Raw genomic sequence first — 18527 nt, 5'->3', positions numbered from 1 at the left:
GTCACGCTGTTGGCGTGGTATCAGACTGAAAGGAGCGAGCCTCAGCGGCGAGTGAAGGAGCGCAGCAGGCTGCGAATCAGGGTCCGTCCCAGCTGTGACCCCAAGGCGCGCATCACGGACTTGAGCAGGGTCTCCATGACACCCTGACGCTGCCTGCCACCGGAGCGTGGGGCGCTTTCGGCCACCGGACTTGTTTGCTCGGAGTCGCGGCTGGCAGCGGCTTGAGCGCTTCCATCCCGTTCTGTGGCAGGCGGCGTGGTGTCAGGCGTAGCCGCTGGTGTCTCCTCTGGCCGAACCTGGGCCGTCGCCGAGCTCGTCAGTTGCGCCTCGAGACGCTCGTGAGCCGATTCACGGTCTATCACCTCATCGTAGCGACCGGCCAGTGATGAGCTTGCCAGCAGCGCTGTGCGCTCGCTGTCACTCAACGGGCCGATCCGCCCCCGCGGCGGCGCGATCAAGGTGCGCTCCACCTGGGTGGGCGTGCCCTTGCTGTCGAGCACCGAGACCAGTGCCTCGCCCACGCCCAGCTCCGTGATCACCTGAGCCGTATCGAGGGCCGGGTTGGGGCGGAAGGTCTCGGCAGCGGTCTTGACGGCCTTCTGGTCGCGTGGAGTGAAGGCGCGCAGGGCATGCTGGATCCGGTTGCCCAGCTGGCCGAGCACGTCATCGGGGATGTCGGCGGGGGATTGGGTCACGAAGTAGACGCCGACCCCCTTGGAGCGAATCAGGCGCACCGTCTGCTCGAGGCGCTCAAGCAATGCCTTGGGAGCGGCATCGAAGAGCAGGTGGGCCTCGTCGAAGAAGAAGACCAGCACCGGGCGGTCGGCATCGCCGCGTTCTGGGAGGGTGCGAAAGAGCGTCGACAGGAACCACAGCAGGAAGGTGGTATAGAGGCGTGGACTCTGCATCAACTCACGCCCATCGAGCAGATTGATGAAGCCGCGTGTCTGGTCTCCCTCGCCCGTGGTCGCCAGCATGTCATTGATGTCGAGCGCCGGTTCGGCGAAGAAGCGCTCGCCGCCCTGGGTGGCCAGCACATGCACCCGGCGCAGCATGGCACCGAGGCTCTGGGGGCTGACACTGCCATAGCGCTCCTCGAAGCCTTCGCGCTCACGCTCGATATGCTTGAGCAGGCTGATCAGGTCCTTGAGGTCGATCAGCTCCAGCCCTTCACGCTCGGCATGATCGAAGGCCAGGTGCATCAGGCCACTCTGGGTGTCGTTCAATTCCAGCAGGGTCGACATCAGCTCAGGCCCCATGGAAGCCACGCTGGCGCGCACCGCATGTCCGCTCTTGCCGAACAGATCCCACAGCCTGACGGGCGCGGCCTGAGGCTGCCAGTCATTGATGCCGAGGCTGGCGAGGCGTTCATCGACGCGCGGATGCGGGTTACCCGCCGCGGCGATACCGGAGAGGTCACCCTTGACGTCGGCGGTGAACACCGGCACTCCCATGCGCGAAAACTCTTCAGCCAGCACCTGCAGCGTGACGGTCTTGCCGGTACCTGTCGCACCGGCGACCAGGCCGTGACGATTGGCCAGTGCCCCGGCTAGCGTGATGTGGCCCTTGGGTCCCTGTCCTGCGAGTCCCCCGATCAGCACGTCTGGCATGTGAGTCTCCTGTCATTCAGGTGATGGCGGTGCTTGCAGAGGGAGGTGTGGCGACCACTGCCGATGACCGCAGAGATGGGCGATGTCGTGGAGTCATAGGGTTACAAAATGTTTCGTTGAGTAAAATACTGCAAGCCATCTTGCGTCACTTGACGCATGGCGTCAGGCAACCGATGCGCGGCAAGCCGCCTGATGAGCGGCCAGCAGCCCATATGGGCGCTAATTAAACGCGAGCCGATATCTCACTCTTGTATAGGAAATCTGGAAGAAAGATATTTTTCTTTCCCTTCTCTGCTTGAAAGTCTGGCCCTGTAGTTCCATATCTTTAGGCATCAGGGCGCATGTGACGCAACATGCCTCGGCAGATTGGCGCTTTCGTCAAGAATGACATCAGCAGGTTCGGGTACAACTCTGGTGACGTTTTTTGAAGACTGCTCCGACAAGCAGCCGACGCGCTAGAGGGTGTTCGATACATGCGCCGCAAAGATTTGACGCAGTACCACAAGACGTCGTTGAGATAGTTAGGAGCGTCTTGTGGAGCCTGGAACTCGAGACATCCAGTCTCGGGATTTCTGAAGGCTTACCGGCAACGGCCGAGCGAATCATCTGCTCGTCTCTTGCAACAGACCGCTACTGGAGGATGGATCATGAAGAAGCTGACTGCTGCACTTTTCGCGACTGCCCTGGCACTGCCGACCACCGCTGCCTTTGCCGAGCACCACGAATCCAGCAACACCGGTTCCGCCAACACTGGCGCCCACTCCACCAAGGTAGAGGGCGGTACTGCTGCGGGTCATGAAGATGGCAAGGTGCATGACGACGCCGAACGCAACACCGAGAGTGGTTCTGCCAATACCAAGAAGGATTCCATGATGGTGGAAGGTGGCACGGCCCAGTCCGAGTCCGCCAAGCACGGCAAGGTCATGGATAAAGGCGAAGACCATATGGGCGTCAGCCCGGAATCCGGTTCGTCCAACACCGCTGATGGCAGCATGAAGACCGAATAAACGTGCCTTGACGGTCTGGTCTCAGGCCAGACCCGCAATGGATCTTGCGGTGCCTGAACGAGTCGCCAGCACGACCCGCTTGAGCGCATCGCGAGTGAAACGACAAGCCCCCGCCATTGGCGGGGGCTTGTCGTCGTATGGGAGCATGCAAGGCAGGGTGTGAGGGGCAGGAGGGAAGGGGGCTGGGCCCTCGGGCGCTTGTGGCCAGTACTTGTTACCCGTGCTTGCCATCAATGCCTGCCAACAGCGCTTGCCATCAAGCCCCTACCACCAGCGCGGGCTGTAGGTATCTTCCCCGGCCAGCAGGCGTTCGCGGGCCATGAACAGCGCCGCGATCGCGCGCGCCTCGTGGAAGTCCTCACGCGCCAACAGCGCCGGCAGTTCATCGAGGCGGTGGCGCTCGACGACCAGCGGTTCCGGCTCATCGCCCGGCAGGCGCTTTTCGAACAGATCGCGCGCCAGCATCACGTTCATGCGGTGATCCATGTAGTTGGGCGCCAGGCTCAGTTCGGCCAGTGGCTCGATGTTGTGCGCGCCATAACCGCATTCTTCCATCAATTCGCGATTGGCGGCGGTCACCGGGTCCTCGCCCGGGTCGATCAGTCCCTTGGGCAGGGTCAGCACATATTGCTCAGGGCCAGCGGCATATTCGCGGATCATCAGCACGTGGTCGGGGTCGGGCATGGCGACGATCATCACCGCGCCGTGACCGCCGCTCTTGAGGCGCTCGAAGCTGCGGGTGGCGCCATTGGAGAAGGTCAATTCCAGCGCTTCGACGGCGAACAGGCGCGAGCGTGCGACCTCGCGGCGTGAGTCGATCCGCGGCGGCGTCAGCGTGTGGCTGGTGTCTGAATGATTCATGGTCGGGTGAACGGTATCTGGCGCATCATCCATCGCAAGTCCTCGCGAGGCAGTATGAGAAGAGAGAACACTGTCGCTCATCGTGGCAGGCCGCCGCGAGCGGGGCAATCACAAGCCGTCATCACTCCTCGTTGCACATGCGCGCCCGTGGGCCATGCTTTACACTATGAGGCCAAATTTCCCTCTGGCTGACAGAATCCGATGCTTGACTGGAACACTATCGACACCGTGCTGTTGGACATGGACGGCACTCTGCTTGACCTTCACTTCGACAGCCACTTCTGGCTCGAACACCTGCCCAGGCGCTATTGCGAGCTGCACCGCCTCGATGAGGCGCTGCAGGCCGATCTCAAGGCGCGCATCATCAGCGAGTCCGGCACGCTCAACTGGTACAGCCTCGATTACTGGAGCCGTGAGCTCGAGCTCGACGTCGTCGCCCTGAAGCGTGAAGTGCAGCATCTGATCGGCTATCGCCATGAGGCCGAGGACTTCCTCGCCTGGCTGCGCGATCAGCCGCAACGCGTGGTGCTGGCGACCAACGCCGACCGTCATGGCATCGATCTCAAGTTCGCGCTGACCGGCATGGGCGACTACTTCGACGCCGTGGTGTCGTCCGCGGATCTGGGCCACGCCAAGGAAGAGCAGGCCTTCTGGCACAAGCTCAACGAGATCGAGCCCTTCGATCCGGCGCGTACCCTGTTCATCGATGACAATCCCCAGGTGCTGGAAAGTGCCCACACCTATGGCATTGCCCATCTGCTGGGCGTGCGTCAGCCGGATTCGAAGCGCCCTGCGCGTGATTTCGAGCGTGTGCACGGCCTGGACGGCTTTGCAGTGCTGACCGAGGGGGCGGGCCCTGAGGTGGCCAATGCCGGAGTCTCGAGCGACGGGGAGGGCAAGGAGGCGTCATGAGCGATCAGGTACGTATCGACAAGTGGTTGTGGGCGGCGCGTTTCTTCAAGACGCGTGGCATGGCCAAGAAGGCCATCGAAGGCGGCAAGATCCAGTACAACGGCGGCAAGGTGAAAACCTCCAAGACCGTCGAGGTCGGCGCCGTGATCGAGGTGCCGCAGGGCTGGGATCGCCTCGTTGTCGAGGTGCTGGCCCTCAGCGACCAGCGCCGTGGCGCCCCCGAGGCCCAGAAGCTCTATCAGGAGACGCAGGAGTCCCGCGAGCGCCGTGAGCGTGAGGCCGAGACGCGTCGCCTCGGCAATCAGGGCATGACGCCGCCTCCCGGCCGTCCTGACAAGAAACAGCGTCGCAACATCCATCGCTTCCAGCGCCAGGATGCCGATAGCTGAGCCAGAGCGAGTCACCGCCGGGTGCCTTGGCACCGACCGGCACAATTTCCATACCGATGTGTGTCAGCACATCGTTGTTGGCGGCCTGACATGGGAGCGCTTGTGCGCTCTCCCTTCACGCCTGCCTTGAGGTCCCTCAATGAGCGAACACGACATGCAAGATTCCCATTCCACTGACGATGCGGCCGCGCCGAGCTTCGATCAGATCCAGCGCTTCCTGTTCGATGCCACCAACGTGCGTGGCGAGATCGTCACACTCGACAAGGCCTACGCCGAGGTGCTCGATCGTCACTCCTACCCGCAGGCCATCTCGCGCCAGCTGGGCGAGATGCTGGCGGCCGTGGCGCTGCTGACCGAGACCATCAAGCTCGATGGCACCATGACGCTGGAAGTGCGCGGCACCGGTGTCGTGCGCCAGCTGATGGCCGAGTCGAACCCCGGCGGTGAGCTGCGCGCCATCGCACGCCTCAGCGATGAAGCGGTGTTGCCGACGGAAGAGTCCAGCCTGCAGGAGCTGGTCGGCCAGGGGCAGATCGTGATCACCCTCGACCCGCGTGAAGGCAAGCGCTATCAGGGCATCGTGGCCATCGATCAGGACAGCCTCGCCGGTTGTCTGGAGAGCTACTTCAGCCAGTCAGAGCAGCTGCCGACCCGCCTGTGGCTGATGGCCGATGGCAAGCGCACCGGCGGCGTGATGCTGCAGCAGCTGCCCAACGATGACGCCAACAAGGACCCGGATGCCTGGGAGCGCGTCGTGCATCTGGCCGAGACCCTCAAGGCCGAGGAGCTGCTGACGCTGGACCAGCAGGAAGTGCTGCATCGTCTCTATCACGAAGAAACCGTGCGCATCTATGAACCCAAGGCGCTGCGTTTCGGCTGCACTTGTTCGCGCGAGCGTCTGGGCGCTGCCCTGCACAGCATCGCCGCCGACGAGCTGCGTCAGATCGTCGCCGAGCAGGGCGAGCTGGCCACCCAGTGTCACTTCTGCCATACCCGCTATTCCTTCAGTGCCGCGGAAGTGGAAACGATCATCGAAGATCCTGACGCCGAAAGCCCCGTCGTGCATTGAGCATTTCCCGACGCGCCGGCGGCTGGCCACGGGGATGATGATTGTCTGACATATCGTCGTCCGTCAGGCGACGGCGACTGCGCCAAAGTGTTGCAACAATGGGCGTTTCCGCCCGACACCCTTTTTGCCATAATGCCTTGCCAGCACAGGGCTGGATGCCCTGTGCTGGTGGTATCGACGGTGTCATGGCATGCCGTCATGCGCGATCGGGCAGCAACGATCGATCACAAAATAAGCCTGTGGCATGTACCTCGGGCATCTGGCTTCAGCCATCAAGAGAGAGGGCGGCCCTGAGCCGCGGAGACGCGAATGAGCAAGCATCAAGACAGTGCGGTGACCACTCACACCAATCTCAGCAGCGCAGAGCTGATCGAGCTGGCAGTGGCTCGCGGCGAAGGACGTCTGGCCGACAACGGCGCGCTGGTCGTGGAGACGGGCGCCCGTAGCGGACGCTCCCCGAACGACCGCTTCATCGTCGACGAGCCGTCCACCTCGGACGCCATCGACTGGGGCAGCGTCAATCGCCCGTTCAGCCCGGAGCGTTTCGACGCCCTGTGGGAACGCGTCGAGGACTACCTCGGCGAGCGCGACAGCTTCGTCTCCGAGCTGCATGTCGGCGCTGACCTCGAGCACTACCTGCCGATCCGCGTGACCACCGAGACGGCCTGGCACAACCTGTTCGCGCGTACCATGTTCGTGCGTCCGGACAGCTTCAATGCCAAGGACAAGAGCGAGTGGACCATCCTCAACGCGCCGCACTTCACCTGCGAGCCACAGCGTGATGGCACCAACTCCGACGGCGTCGTGCTGATCAACTTCGCGCGTCGCCGCGTCCTGCTGGCGGGCATGCGTTACGCCGGTGAGATGAAGAAGGCCATGTTCTCGGTGCAGAACTTCCTGCTGCCGGAAAAGGACGTGCTGCCGATGCACTGCTCCGCCAACGTCGGTGACGACGGCGAGACCACGCTGTTCTTCGGCCTGTCCGGCACCGGCAAGACCACCCTGTCCGCCGACCCGGCGCGTTACCTGATCGGTGATGACGAGCATGGCTGGGGCGAAGGCACCGTCTTCAACATCGAAGGCGGCTGCTACGCCAAGTGCATCGACCTGTCCCAGAAGAACGAGCCGGTGATCTGGAACGCGATCAAGTTCGGTGCCGTGCTGGAAAACGTGGTGCTGGATGATCGTCGTGGCGCGGATTACGGCGATGACAGTCTGAGCCAGAACTCGCGTGCCGCCTACCCGCTGGAGCACATCGAGAAGCGCGTGCCGGAAAACCGTGCCGGCGAGCCGAATGCCATCGTCTTCCTGACCTGCGACATGTCCGGCGTGCTGCCGCCGGTGTCCGTGCTCAGCAAGCAGGCCGCGGCCTACCACTTCCTGTCCGGCTACACCGCCAAGGTCGGCTCTACCGAGATGGGCTCCACCGCCGGTCTCGAAGCCACCTTCTCCACCTGCTTCGGCGCGCCGTTCTTCCCGCGTCCGGCACGTGAATACGCCGACCTGCTGATCAAGCGCATCGATGCCTTCGGCTCACGCGTCTACCTGGTCAACACCGGCTGGACCGGTGGCTCCTACGGTGAGGGCGGCTCACGCTTCTCCATCCCGACCACGCGCGGCATCATCAGCGCGATCCAGAACGGTGCGCTGGCGGACATCGAGACGCGTCACATCGACGTGCTCAACCTGGATGTGCCGGTACGCGTGCCGGGCGTCGATTCCAGCCTGCTCGACCCGCGTGAGACCTGGGAAGACCGCGCCGCCTACGACAGCAAGGCGCGTGACCTGTCAGCCAAGTTCGTCGAGAACTTCAAGAAGTTCGCCGGCGTGGATGAGGCGATCATCGCGGCAGGCCCGACCCTGGTCTGACGATCAGCGGGATTGATCGCAAGCGGTAAGCAAAAAGCCTCGCCCGGTGTTCCGGGCGAGGCTTTTTCGTGTCTGCTGCTTTTCTCGTCAACAGCTGCTGTCATCACCTGCTGTCGGGTCTGTCAGGCGCTGTCGGGCCTGTCAGGGGCTGCCGCCGGCGGCCAGCGAGCGGTTGGCAGGGCCGTCGAAGGTGTCCTCGGCGGCGAGCGGTTCCTGGCCTGGCTCAGTGCTGCTGGTCTCGGCGCGTCGTGACGCGTCTTCGTCAGCGGTGTCGACAAGGCCTTCGGGCGTGCGTTCGGCGACGAAGGGTGCCGGCGCCTGATACCACCAGCGGGTGGTCCAGGCGCGCATCACCCGCTCCGGGTACCAGGTCTTGCCGAGGCTGCCGTTGTAGCGTGCCAGCGCATCGGTGATGTCGCCTTTCTCGCGCTTGAGGTAGTGGGCAAGGATGGTGGCGCCGTAACGCAGGCTGGTGTCCTGATCGAGCAGATTGTCGTCGGGCTCGCCGATCTCACGCTTCCAGAACGGCATGACCTGCATCAGGCCGCGGGCACCTGCGTGGGAGACCGCGGTGGGTTTGAAGGCGCTCTCGACCTGGATGACGGACAGGATCAGCTCCGGCGCCAGGCCTGTGCGCGTCGCTTCGCGGCGCACCTTGCGCAGCAGGTCGATGCGCGCGGCGCGGTCGGGCATGTAGCGCTCCAGACGCTGCTGCATGCTCAATACCCAGTGCAGGGCATCGATGGGGTCCTCGAAGGCCTCGGGCTCGGCCAAGGCCTCGCGCAGGCTGTCACGCAGCCCCGGCGATAGCCCATGCTCGGGGATAGCGGCGGCGGCCTGCACAGGGGGGCTTGTCAGTCCGGTAGACGCGGCGCTCAACGTCAGCAGGACAGCGGCCAGCCACGGGCGCAGGCGGCGAAGTGGGGTGTCACCTGCAGCGCCTTTTGCGGGCGGCGCTGAAGGGGAAATCGATGAGATGGTCATGCGCAGTCCCTGCTTATCAGTCATGGCGCCATTATGCCGTTACCGCGGCGTTGACGGTAATGGGATGTTCTAGGAAGGCAGATAACGAGACAGCCCGCCCCTCGAGAAGAGGAGCGGGCTGTCTTGGGTACTGCGATAGCGTCAGCCGTGAGCCAGTGGCTCAGGCTGCTCGAGTTCAGCTCGCGCTGCGCTCGGCCAGGAAGTCCAGCAGGCTGTCGACGGCGATCATGGTCGCTTCGCCATCGGTGCGACCCTTGTACTCGTACTCGCCATTGTCGAGACCGCGGTCACCGATCACCAGGCGATGCGGAATGCCCAGCAGCTCGCCGTCGGCGAACTTGTTGCCCGGGCGCAGATCACGATCATCCAGCAGCACGTCGTAACCGGCGGCGGTCAGCTCCTGATAGACGCGCTCGGCAGTCTCGCTGACGCGCACGGACTTGTGGGCGTTCATCGGCACGATGGCGACCTGGAAGGGCGCGATGGCTTCCGGCAGCACGATGCCGCCCTTGTCGTTGCCCTGCTCGATGGCAGCGGCGACCACGCGGGTCACGCCGATGCCGTAGCAGCCCATGGACAGCGGCTGCGCCTTGCCGTTCTCGTCGAGCACGGTGGCGTTCATGGCTTCGGAGTACTTGGTGCCGAGCTGGAAGATGTGACCCACCTCGATACCGCGTGCGATGTCGATCACGCCCTGGCCGTCCGGTGACGGATCACCGGCGACGACGTTACGGATATCAGCGATTTCCGGCAGCGGCAGATCGCGCTCCCAGTTGAGGCCGAAGTGGTGCTTGCCTTCGATGTTGGCACCGGCACCGAAATCGCTCATCAGCGCGACGCTGCGATCGATGATGATCGGCATCTCGAGGCCGACCGGACCGAGGGAGCCGAAACCAGCACCGACGGCGGCGCGCACTTCCTCGTCGCTGGCCATGGTCAGCGGCTCGGCGACCTGCGGCAGGTGCTCGGCCTTGATCTCGTTCAGCTCGTGGTCGCCACGCACCATCAGTGCGATCAGACCACCTTCGACGCCTTCGGCCGCCTTGACGATCAGCGTCTTGACGGTCTTCTTGATGTCCAGGCCGTGCTGTTCGACCAGCGCGGCGATGGTCTTGGCGTTCGGCGTGTCGACCAGCTGCATCTCCTGGGTCGGTGCCGCGCGCTCAGGCGTCTCGCCCAGCGGTGCCGGCAGCGCTTCACACTTCTCGATGTTGGCGGCGAAATCGGAGCCGGTGGAGAAGGCGATGGCGTCTTCACCGGAGGCGGCCAGCACGTGGAATTCGTGGGAGCCGGTGCCACCGATGGAGCCGTTGTCGGCGATGACGGGACGGAAGTCGAGACCCAGGCGCGTGAAGATGCGCACGTAGGTGTCGTACATCACCTGATAGGTCTCTTTCAGGGATTCTTCGCCCAGGTGGAAGGAGTAACCATCCTTCATCACGAACTCGCGTGAGCGCATCACACCGAAGCGCGGACGAATCTCGTCGCGGAACTTGGTCTGGACCTGGTAGAAGTTGGCCGGCAGCTGCTTGTAGCTGTTCAGCTCACGACGTGCGAGGTCGGTGATGACTTCCTCGTGGGTCGGGCCGACACAGTAGTCGCGCTGGTGACGGTCAACGACGCGCAGCAGCTCGGGGCCGTACTGCTCCCAGCGACCGGACTCCTGCCACAGCTCGGCTGGCTGCACGGCTGGCATCAGCAGTTCCTGGGCGCCGGAGCGGTCCATCTCTTCACGCACGATGCGCTCGACCTTGCGCAGCGTGCGCAGGCCCAGTGGCATCCAGGTGTAGAGGCCGGAGGTCAGGCGACGGATGAAACCGGCCCGCAGCATCAGCTGGTGGCTGACGACTTCGGCGTCGGACGGGGTTTCCTTGAGAGTGGAAATCAGCAGTTGACTGGCACGCATGGGCTCAGCGATCCCTCGACTTGTCGCTTTGATCGGTACGCTTCGCAGTCGCGAAGCATGAACAGGCAGGTCTTCGGCACGCCTTTTACAGGCGTATCAGCGAAGCAGACTGAGCGCATTGTACTGCCGCGAGCCTTGGAGGGGCAAAGTGCATGGCCAGACTGGAAAAATCCGCGCCCGCCTGCCGATACTGGTGACACGGGATTTCCCTTTGGAGAGGGCCGTGAACGGCTTTCTCAGGGAGACCTGACAAGGAGACAAGGATATGTCGTCACTCGATCAGCGCATGGGATACGCGCGCGCCAGACATCGTTGGCCCTTGAAGGTGGGGTTGGCGTTGCTCGCACTGGGGGCGTGCCTGAGCGTTTCCCTGTGGCTGGTGAGCCTTCGCCTGCCGATCCCTTTCGTCGATGAGGGAGTGCATTTCGCGCAGATTCGCCAGTTTCTCGCCGGCGACTGGAGCCAGCATCCCAAGCTGACCACCCTGACCCTGTATCACGCCACCATGGCGGTGACGCTGATGGCACTCCAGACCTTGGGGGAGTGGCTCAATCTTCCCCTCGCGGCTGACGCCATGGCCGGGCGCTGGCCTGAAATGCCCTCGGTGAACTGGGTGCGGGGCCTGTCGCTGCTCGGCTTCAGTGTCATGGCGTGCATGGTCTGGCGGGCGCTGCCGAGCGTCTATCGGCGCCTGGACCCCATGCTCGATGAGAGCGGCGCCCAGCAACAGGCGAATCGTCAGAGCTGGCAGTGGCTATGGCTGCCGATCATCTTTCCCTATCTGGCGCTGGTGTATACCGACCCGTGGATCATCGTGCTGGTCGCGCTGCAGCTCGTCGCGCTGGTGTGTGAGCGGCGTCTGCTGTTGCTGGTGTTGATCCTGGCCGGCCTCGGCTTGCGACAGGACAGTATCGTGCTGCTCGGGCTGTGGGGCGGTCTGTTGCTGTTCATGACGCATGCGCAGCCAGGGGTTCGGTCGCAGGCTGTCGGCATGGCACCACCGCTGCGCTCGCCGTTGCGTCAGCTTTCCGTCTGGTGGGGCCTGATCGTGCGCTGGTGGTGGGTGGCCGTGATTCCAGTGGCCGCCTTCATCGGGTTTGTCGTCTGGAACGACGGCATTGCCATGGGCGATACCACGCGTCATCAGGCCGGTTGGCACACCGGCAATCTCGGCTATTACCTGGGCGTGATCGGCGTGGTGTTTCTGCCGTTGTGGTTGGCCGACTTGCCGCGTCAGCGGCATCTGCTATGCCGTCTGTGCACCCGGGGTGCCTGGCCATGGCGGGGCATTCTGCTGCTGGGGGCGCTGGCGGGTGTGTGGGTCATGCTGGTGATGAGCTTTGAGGTGACGCATGACTACAATTTCCAGCGCTGGACGATCCGCAACAGCTGGCTGTTATGGCTCAATGAGCACCCGGTGGGGCTGTGGGTGACCATGCTGCTGACCACCAGCATGGCGCTCTGGTGGCTGAGAGCACCGCTGCGGCTGGGGCATGGTGGCCTGCTGTTGGTGATGCTTGCATTGATGGTCTGCACGCGTGAGCTGATCGAGACGCGCTACATGCTGCCCCTGGTCACGGTCTTCCAGCTGCTGCGCTGTGCAGAGCGAGCGGAAGTGGAGCGCGCGATGACGCTCTGGGCGGTTTCGATGGGAGCGCTGTTGCTGGCGGGATTGGTGCAGACGCGCACCCTGCCATGAGGCGGTGGCAGGGCGTTTTGGGGGCTCACTCGATGGCGGGTGCTTCAGGCCTGTTGGCGTTTCGCCGCTGGGGTCTGGGCATCACGGCCGGCGGGGGCTTTATTGGCACCAGCACCGATGCCAGAGCCACCACGCGGTGGCTCGGCGACCCAGGCATAGGCAGCCTCGCGCTCGTCGGGCGAGAAGTGGCGCACCTCGATGGAACGCACCAGATGCTTGCTGAACTCGGTGACATGACGCAGCCAGTCGGCCTTGCTGATGATGGCTTCGCGCTCGAAGTCTCCCAGGTGGCGCAGGGCGTAGCCGATGTCATTGAGCAGGGCGGCGGGTGTGATCAGGCCAAAGCGTTCAATCTCCACCAGCAACGAGATTCGCTCATGGCGCGCCAGGCGTTCGTCGCATTCCTTGATGATGGGGGCGAGCGAGGCCTGATCGATATGTCCTGCGAGATGCAGGGCGACAACGTGATCGGCGGGACTCTTGAGCAGTGTCAGCATGTTTGGCTCCTGCACTGATGCATGTTGGCTGGGCGAGCCGTGCTGGAAGCCAGCGCTGGCGTCGCTACCTCTTCAGTGTAGTCGCATGTAAGCAGCTTGCTGGCGTCTGGCCAGGCGATTGTCGGTACTGTTCCTGTCGAGGAGCTGCCAGCAACGGTTACCTCTCTCGACGTCTGGCCGCGCGAGGCATGACGAGCGGAGCTGTGTTCAGGTTTGAAAAGTGACAGGCTCGAAATTTATCAGACATGAAAAGTGACAGACATGAAAAGTGACAGACATGAAAAAGCGCCGCCCCTCGTGAGAGGAGCGGCGCTCTTGAATTCAGTATGGTGCTTGCTTGATCTGGTACGGCCAGCCGGACTCGAACCGGCACGCCCGAAGGCAGGAGATTTTAAGTAACCCGTTCTGATAGGTGAAGGGTGATAGCTACGGGAGATTCTAGAATTTTGTATGGTGTAAGTCACTGAAAAATATAAAAAAGTTCCATTTATGACCGATTTGGCGACAGACGTTATATAAAATAAAAAATAAAATATCGTCGCCAAATCTCCCTCTGGAAGCTATTATGAGACGACTTAGCGACAGTCTGTCGACAGGGCGTCGCCACCTTAGAGGGGCTATCAGCTTGCCGAAATACGAACACCTATACCAACAAACGACTACGGGTTATGAGCGTGCAGTGGGTGTGGCTGCCAGCCCTATAATCGACACAGAGCTCAACGAGTATTTCCATAAAAGACTCAAGAATGAGCTGGCAGAGAAGGACCCTGTGTACAGCCTGTTCTCATCTGTAACTTACAGAGAGACGCGGGAGGGCATGGGCCAAATTTGCATCAGAGTGACAGGGAAGCACCAAGCCAGCTGGCTCATCTTCTACCGGCCAAGGCCAGGTGTAAGCCAGAGCAAATACAAGCTGTCTGACTATCACAGCATAAGCCCTGCCCAGGCTATCAAGCTCGCTATCGAGGCCCGTAATGCAATTAGTGAGGGGAAGCACCCCAAGGATGCACATCGACAGAAGGTTGCATCAGAAGGCCCCACGCTCGCTGAGTGCTTAGAAGACAAGATATTTCAGCGAGGAGTCAGGCCGGAGCGAGCCAAGGGCTTGGCGGAGTCAACGATACACACTCATCGTAAGCATATGAGAAAGATCGCCCGTTACGGCCTTGCTGATAAGCTCATGACGACCATCACGAGCTACGAGGTCAAGAAGCTCCATGAGCAGATCCCCAAAGATGTGCAGGCGGGCAATGCGAGTCATGGCAGCGGCTACGCCATCGCTGATAAATGCGTGAACCTGATCAATGAACTGTACCTGTACGCGAAAAAAAGATACGAGACAGAAGATCTTCCACCCAAGAAAATAATCACGCACAACCCATGCGACCCATTAAAAGCTACCAAGACAGTTGGATCTGGTCACCGGACCAGGAAGGCTAGCGACCGGAGCATCCGACAAGCTGACTTGAAGAGATTCTGGGGCGCACTTGAAGCCCTTAAGGAATACGTACCTGATAGGCACAACAGGCAGGTTGAGTCCCACATAGTGGCTCATGCCTATCTGAAGTTTATGCTATTAACGGGTATGCGTGGAGGCGCGCTGTCTGGCCTCAAATTCAGTATGCACGACTCTGAGCTAAAGGCCTTGTGGATAGTTGGCAGCAATAAGTTCTTAATGAAAGCGAAGAAAGACTTTATGCTTCCCCTGAGTAACGAAGCTAATGCTATTATTCTAGAGATGCATGAGAGGCATGCTAAAAAAAGCGATTATATCTTCCCAACTGTTAAGGGAGATCAAGGTGTTGAGGTAGGTGTCTCAAGATGGGTGAGGTGGATAAGGGAACGAGTCAATATCGACTTCACTGCACACGGACTTCGCTCAACTTTTATTACTTGTGCAGAGGCCTGTGACGTACCGATAAATATTTATAAGCAGCTAGTGGACCACGGTGAGCAGCCGCAAGATGTTACCAGTGGATATACGCGGACAGAGATTGCTCATATGCGTGCTGAGTCTCAACGCGTTACAGACTTCATTCTTGATAATGCAGGGGTCAACCGCAAAAAGAAAGAAAAGCAATTTACTGCTGATGCTAATCCATTTAACATCAAAGAGCAGCTACATAAAGAAATAGAGGAGTTTGCGGCTAGCCAAGGTATCGGTGTCCGCGAAGCTTATGAGAAGTGTATGAAGCTGGGTGTCCTTGCACACAAGAGGCCCGAGATGAAGGGGAAGGATCTGCTCGATATACTCAATATGATGTAGGGGCTTGCTTTGAGACCAAATTAACCCGCCATTATGAGTACTTCAATGGTGTGGCGGGCAAAAACTAACTTTTTAGTTGAGCGCAATGAAACGTAGTTTTTCGTTTCGATGCATGAGGGGCTGAGGAAGCACGGCCCCTTTTGTGTGCAAAGTAGTTTTTTCAGTGGCCTAGAGGCCTAGAGGCCTAGCTTGACTAGCTACCCGTACTAGGACGACCCAAGCCAAGTTTTGGAAAGCCATTTTTCCAGTTATGCTCTCCCCAGGTCGATGGCTTGTACTGTGCTGACTAGGCCATCCATATAATCCCTCAGGGAGCGCCAGCCTTTCGACTCGTGGCCTGTGAAGCCGTTATACCCCATCACTTCAGCAGCAGGGTGCTGCATGTGGAATTCCACAATCAACTTTATCTGAGAGCTATACAGGTCCTCAGTGAAATTGTCTTCAGCTTGCTTGGTCCCTTCTCTAAGCCTGCCCGCCATGTAGAACTTTAAATTGTTTTATTTTGGTGCAGTATCTGGGCTCCCTGACGGTAGATCGGCCCTCCTTTTGAATGGTCTCATCGCGCTTAATGAAGAAGTGGTATTCGACATCACTCGCCTTCTGCTCTATGTGAATTTTCTTAATCCACTGAACATCTATATCTATAGAAGGATATATGGCAGAAGTATAGATGGCTATAGAAACAATTTTTCAAATGTGAGATTCAATCTTTCATATTTGTTATACTAAATATATAGCATGTATATAAAACCTCCGAATCAGCCAATAGGAGAGAGAGAGTGGGCTGAGGGGGAGAATTAATTAATGCTATTTATTGGTTTGTGTAGTTACATAATTGTGTTTAACTATAGTTTGACCAATAGATAATCTATCTGTATTAAGTAAAATTAATTTCATTAGGCGGCAGACCTAAGGTCTAATTAGCAAGATAAAGAGTATAGTAAGAGTAGGTTTTTATAATATTTGTTGCGGCTTTAAAAATATTGGGTATATAAAATAAAGTTAAGAAAATTGATGCAATGGGGTTGAAAATTATGCATAGTATTGAGATAGTGATAATGCTGAGAGAGAGAAAGAATGAAGACTATCTACAAGACGCAGAAAGAACATACTCTAATAAAAAAGATATCTGAAAAAGGAAAGATTTACGTTTCTAGTGCCTATGATAAAGATGCACATATCGCCGCACATCCATCTAGCCTTGAGGATGTGGTTAGGTTCTATCAGGACAATTTCAAGGCGAAGCTTCATGTACTTGCTATCACCAAAAAGGAAGCCCAGATTGCCCTAGAAAGTAATTGCAATTTTACCTATCAGTCAGAATTCTATGATATAGCTTCTATGGCTCGTGATGATATTGAGCTTTTAAAACTCAAGCTTTCAAGTACGGATTGTGCTAAGGATAATACTTATAGGTATATCACTACCACCATACGTAATCATGGAGTACGCCGTAGTCCAGGAGATATTGCTCAAGCTATTCATCAATATAGCGCTTTTGATTCAGAGAGCATAATTGGTATTGCACAGAAGAAGTTTTCTGAGATAGAAAAACGTACCAAAGCCGCCCTAAGCGTCACTAATAGAGAAGGTATGGACGTTCGTAAGGTCTCAAGCAAGGATGAAGTTTGTATCGATGAGATCCTAAACGGTGGAATCTTCATAGATGCAACCGGCACTGGCTTTGGGAAAACTGAAAAAGCTGAAGCAATTTTGAATAAAGCGGCTCGTGGCCTTTATGTAACTCATCGCCGCAGTATCGTCCAGGCAAGCATTCCTTTCGCCACGCATTATGAAAGGATAAACATAGGATCCGAAGCAGAAATACAAACAGTCAAAACCGTTATCAACTCTATTGGGAAACCACAGGTACAAGAATTCATTAACTGTGCTCCTCTGGATGTACTAGTAATTGATGAAGTCGCACAGGTACTTCGCCATATTGCTGAAGGGGCATTCGATGGAAAAAATGACAGAGTGACAGCTTGGGAAAAGCTAAGTGAAGCACTCAAGCGTGCTCGTGTAATCTATATAGCTGATGCTGATACTGCTGACTTCGTTATTGACTACGTTAAGAGTATTCGCAAGAATGAAAAAATCGTAATGTTCGAGTCAGGAAGAAGTTTAGCTGCTGAAGTAGTCATTGAGAACTTCGAGGATGCCGAAGCCGCAGCAGTCTCTGAAATTTATAATGGAAAAGCTTTCATTGCCACAGACAGTAAAGCGTTCGTTCGCAAGCATGCTTTGGAAGCGAATAATGAGGGCGTGAAAGGAGTCATAGGAATTACCAGTGATAGCATTGGAAACTATGCAGATATTCTAGAGGATACTAAGATGCTATCCAGTTTTTCAAGCTTAATGTTCTCACCGGCCATCACTAGCTCAGTCTCAATTGTTGATGGCGGGTTCACTGACCACTATGGCTTGTTCAATGGAATAATTACTAGTGGCGATGCGGTTCAGATGCTAAGAAGGGAACGCACTGCAACAAAATTTATCGTTGGCGTTAAGCCTTGTAGAGAAATTCTTATAGAAAAGGCCGAAGAAATACTGCTAAAGAATTCTGGTGAGCCAACTGAGTTTGATCGCTTCGCTGCTCGTATAGAAGCTGACAGTAACTTCATTCGTAATAACATCTCTGCTTCCTTATCGACCGCACTGGAATTAGCCGGATTCAAGGTAACAATTGGCAGCCTAGATAATCAGGTAGCAAAATATAAAGCCAAATGTATTAATGCTAGCGCATCGCAGTATGAATCGATGGTTCATAAAAATGAATTACTCAGTGCCGTATCAGCAGATAGGAAAATTATTAAGAAAGCTAAGGAAAATGGAGAAATGAACTCTATTACCTGCATTGAGATTGAGCGTGCTGAATTAGAAAAGACTGTAGGTACTATCAATATCACTGAGCAGCACATTAAAGATTGGCAGCGTGGTGATCTTGCAGGACAAATTAGAAATCTAGAAATCGCCAGGCTTTCTCTTAGTGATGCTGAGAAAAAAAATCTACTTGAGAAGAATAAAAAACGCGCTTCTCGTGATCGCTTCAACTACTTGGCACATAGGGAATTACTAAGTTTAGTTTTAGACACTCTTAATATCTCTAAAGAAACCCTTATGGGAAGCTTCACTACAGATGATGCTAATCAATTAGGAGAGATTCTGCATGAGCGTAGAGTTGACTTTAATCGTCTCATCCTAAAAAAGAAACTGAAAAAAACTCCTGCAAAGCACTTCACTCGTACTGCAAAAAAACTCTTAAGTGAATTCGGTCTTTTAACAGGCGACGGAGTAACGAGTACTGTAGATGGGGTGATGATGAATACCTACACCGTAACAAAAGCATCAGCTGAGCGTGTCCTACGATATCTAGATAAGCGTAAGGTGGTTGAGATTGGAGAATAAAATAAGGTACCAATGCATTAGGGACCTTTCACCATAGAAGAATCGTTATC

General features: G+C 57.6%; 13 protein-coding genes. 8 read left to right on the top strand and 5 right to left on the bottom strand.

Annotation, left to right across the window (positions count from 1 at the left end):
* Window positions 1-41 precede the first annotated feature (41 nt).
* Window positions 42-1610: a helicase HerA-like domain-containing protein gene (locus tag CLAM6_RS13175; RefSeq protein ID WP_153636347.1), complete on the bottom strand. Its 1569-nt coding sequence runs from the start codon at window positions 1608-1610 to the stop codon at window positions 42-44.
* A 647-nt stretch (window positions 1611-2257) separates the two neighbouring features.
* Here CLAM6_RS13175 and CLAM6_RS13170 point away from each other — a divergent pair.
* Window positions 2258-2617, top strand: a complete 360-nt coding sequence (locus CLAM6_RS13170; protein ID WP_054555534.1) for a hypothetical protein — start codon at window positions 2258-2260, stop codon at window positions 2615-2617.
* A gap of 264 nt (window positions 2618-2881) precedes the next feature.
* Here the strand turns inward: CLAM6_RS13170 and nudE are convergent, their stop codons facing one another.
* Window positions 2882-3478, bottom strand: coding sequence for an ADP compounds hydrolase NudE (gene nudE, locus CLAM6_RS13165; protein ID WP_153636952.1), 597 nt, complete (start codon window positions 3476-3478; stop codon window positions 2882-2884).
* A 201-nt stretch (window positions 3479-3679) separates the two neighbouring features.
* Here nudE and yrfG point away from each other — a divergent pair, with 201 nt between their 5' ends.
* The 4 genes from yrfG (at window position 3680) to CLAM6_RS13145 (ending at window position 7717) form a co-directional block, all read left to right on the top strand.
* On the top strand, window positions 3680-4390 hold the full coding sequence (yrfG, locus tag CLAM6_RS13160; RefSeq protein WP_082388286.1) for a GMP/IMP nucleotidase: 711 nt from the start codon (window positions 3680-3682) through the stop codon (window positions 4388-4390).
* On the top strand, window positions 4387-4779 hold the full coding sequence (locus CLAM6_RS13155) for an RNA-binding S4 domain-containing protein (RefSeq protein ID WP_043331366.1): 393 nt from the start codon (window positions 4387-4389) through the stop codon (window positions 4777-4779). Before yrfG ends, CLAM6_RS13155 begins: the two co-directional genes overlap by 4 nt.
* A gap of 154 nt (window positions 4780-4933) precedes the next feature.
* Entirely contained in the window at window positions 4934-5848 is a 915-nt protein-coding gene (hslO, locus tag CLAM6_RS13150) for an Hsp33 family molecular chaperone HslO (RefSeq protein ID WP_153636346.1), read from the top strand.
* Between the two features lie 309 nt (window positions 5849-6157).
* The gene (locus CLAM6_RS13145; protein WP_153636345.1) at window positions 6158-7717 is read left to right on the top strand and encodes a phosphoenolpyruvate carboxykinase; all 1560 of its coding nucleotides are present in this window, start codon (window positions 6158-6160) and stop codon (window positions 7715-7717) included.
* 141 nt (window positions 7718-7858) lie between these two features.
* Here the strand turns inward: CLAM6_RS13145 and CLAM6_RS18165 are convergent, their stop codons facing one another.
* Both CLAM6_RS18165 and CLAM6_RS13135 read right to left on the bottom strand, forming a co-directional pair.
* Window positions 7859-8701, bottom strand: coding sequence for a lytic transglycosylase domain-containing protein (locus CLAM6_RS18165; protein WP_153636344.1), 843 nt, complete (start codon window positions 8699-8701; stop codon window positions 7859-7861).
* Between the two features lie 175 nt (window positions 8702-8876).
* Window positions 8877-10607: a proline--tRNA ligase gene (locus tag CLAM6_RS13135; RefSeq protein ID WP_043331364.1), complete on the bottom strand. Its 1731-nt coding sequence runs from the start codon at window positions 10605-10607 to the stop codon at window positions 8877-8879.
* 265 nt (window positions 10608-10872) lie between these two features.
* On the opposite strand from CLAM6_RS13135, the gene CLAM6_RS13130 reads away from it, so the two are divergent.
* Window positions 10873-12306, top strand: a complete 1434-nt coding sequence (locus CLAM6_RS13130) for a hypothetical protein (protein WP_153636343.1) — start codon at window positions 10873-10875, stop codon at window positions 12304-12306.
* Window positions 12307-12350: 44 nt separating this feature from the next.
* Here CLAM6_RS13130 and CLAM6_RS13125 read toward each other — a convergent pair whose 3' ends face one another.
* Entirely contained in the window at window positions 12351-12803 is a 453-nt protein-coding gene (locus tag CLAM6_RS13125; protein WP_153636342.1) for an STAS/SEC14 domain-containing protein, read from the bottom strand.
* A 625-nt stretch (window positions 12804-13428) separates the two neighbouring features.
* On the opposite strand from CLAM6_RS13125, the gene CLAM6_RS13120 reads away from it, so the two are divergent.
* Together CLAM6_RS13120 and CLAM6_RS13115 are read left to right on the top strand one after the other, a co-directional pair.
* Entirely contained in the window at window positions 13429-15069 is a 1641-nt protein-coding gene (locus CLAM6_RS13120; protein ID WP_172978709.1) for a tyrosine-type recombinase/integrase, read from the top strand.
* A 1077-nt stretch (window positions 15070-16146) separates the two neighbouring features.
* The gene (locus CLAM6_RS13115; protein WP_153636340.1) at window positions 16147-18477 is read left to right on the top strand and encodes a hypothetical protein; all 2331 of its coding nucleotides are present in this window, start codon (window positions 16147-16149) and stop codon (window positions 18475-18477) included.
* The last annotated feature ends 50 nt before the right edge of the window (window positions 18478-18527 follow it).

Origin of the sequence: Cobetia sp. AM6, from assembly GCF_009617955.1 — a bacterium.
Lineage (GTDB): Bacteria > Pseudomonadota > Gammaproteobacteria > Pseudomonadales > Halomonadaceae > Cobetia > Cobetia amphilecti.
Note: the sequence above shows the minus strand (reverse complement) of the source record. Positions and strands in the feature narration are given on the sequence as shown.

Coding starts and splice junctions, on each gene's coding strand:
- CLAM6_RS13175 (WP_153636347.1), bottom strand. CDS start 1,610: ATGCCAGACGTGCTGATCGGGGGACTCGCAGGACAGGGACCCAAGGGC.
- CLAM6_RS13170 (WP_054555534.1), top strand. CDS start 2,258: ATGAAGAAGCTGACTGCTGCACTTTTCGCGACTGCCCTGGCACTGCCG.
- nudE (WP_153636952.1), bottom strand. CDS start 3,478: ATGAATCATTCAGACACCAGCCACACGCTGACGCCGCCGCGGATCGAC.
- yrfG (WP_082388286.1), top strand. CDS start 3,680: ATGCTTGACTGGAACACTATCGACACCGTGCTGTTGGACATGGACGGC.
- CLAM6_RS13155 (WP_043331366.1), top strand. CDS start 4,387: ATGAGCGATCAGGTACGTATCGACAAGTGGTTGTGGGCGGCGCGTTTC.
- hslO (WP_153636346.1), top strand. CDS start 4,934: ATGCAAGATTCCCATTCCACTGACGATGCGGCCGCGCCGAGCTTCGAT.
- CLAM6_RS13145 (WP_153636345.1), top strand. CDS start 6,158: ATGAGCAAGCATCAAGACAGTGCGGTGACCACTCACACCAATCTCAGC.
- CLAM6_RS18165 (WP_153636344.1), bottom strand. CDS start 8,701: ATGACCATCTCATCGATTTCCCCTTCAGCGCCGCCCGCAAAAGGCGCT.
- CLAM6_RS13135 (WP_043331364.1), bottom strand. CDS start 10,607: ATGCGTGCCAGTCAACTGCTGATTTCCACTCTCAAGGAAACCCCGTCC.
- CLAM6_RS13130 (WP_153636343.1), top strand. CDS start 10,873: ATGTCGTCACTCGATCAGCGCATGGGATACGCGCGCGCCAGACATCGT.
- CLAM6_RS13125 (WP_153636342.1), bottom strand. CDS start 12,803: ATGCTGACACTGCTCAAGAGTCCCGCCGATCACGTTGTCGCCCTGCAT.
- CLAM6_RS13115 (WP_153636340.1), top strand. CDS start 16,147: ATGAAGACTATCTACAAGACGCAGAAAGAACATACTCTAATAAAAAAG.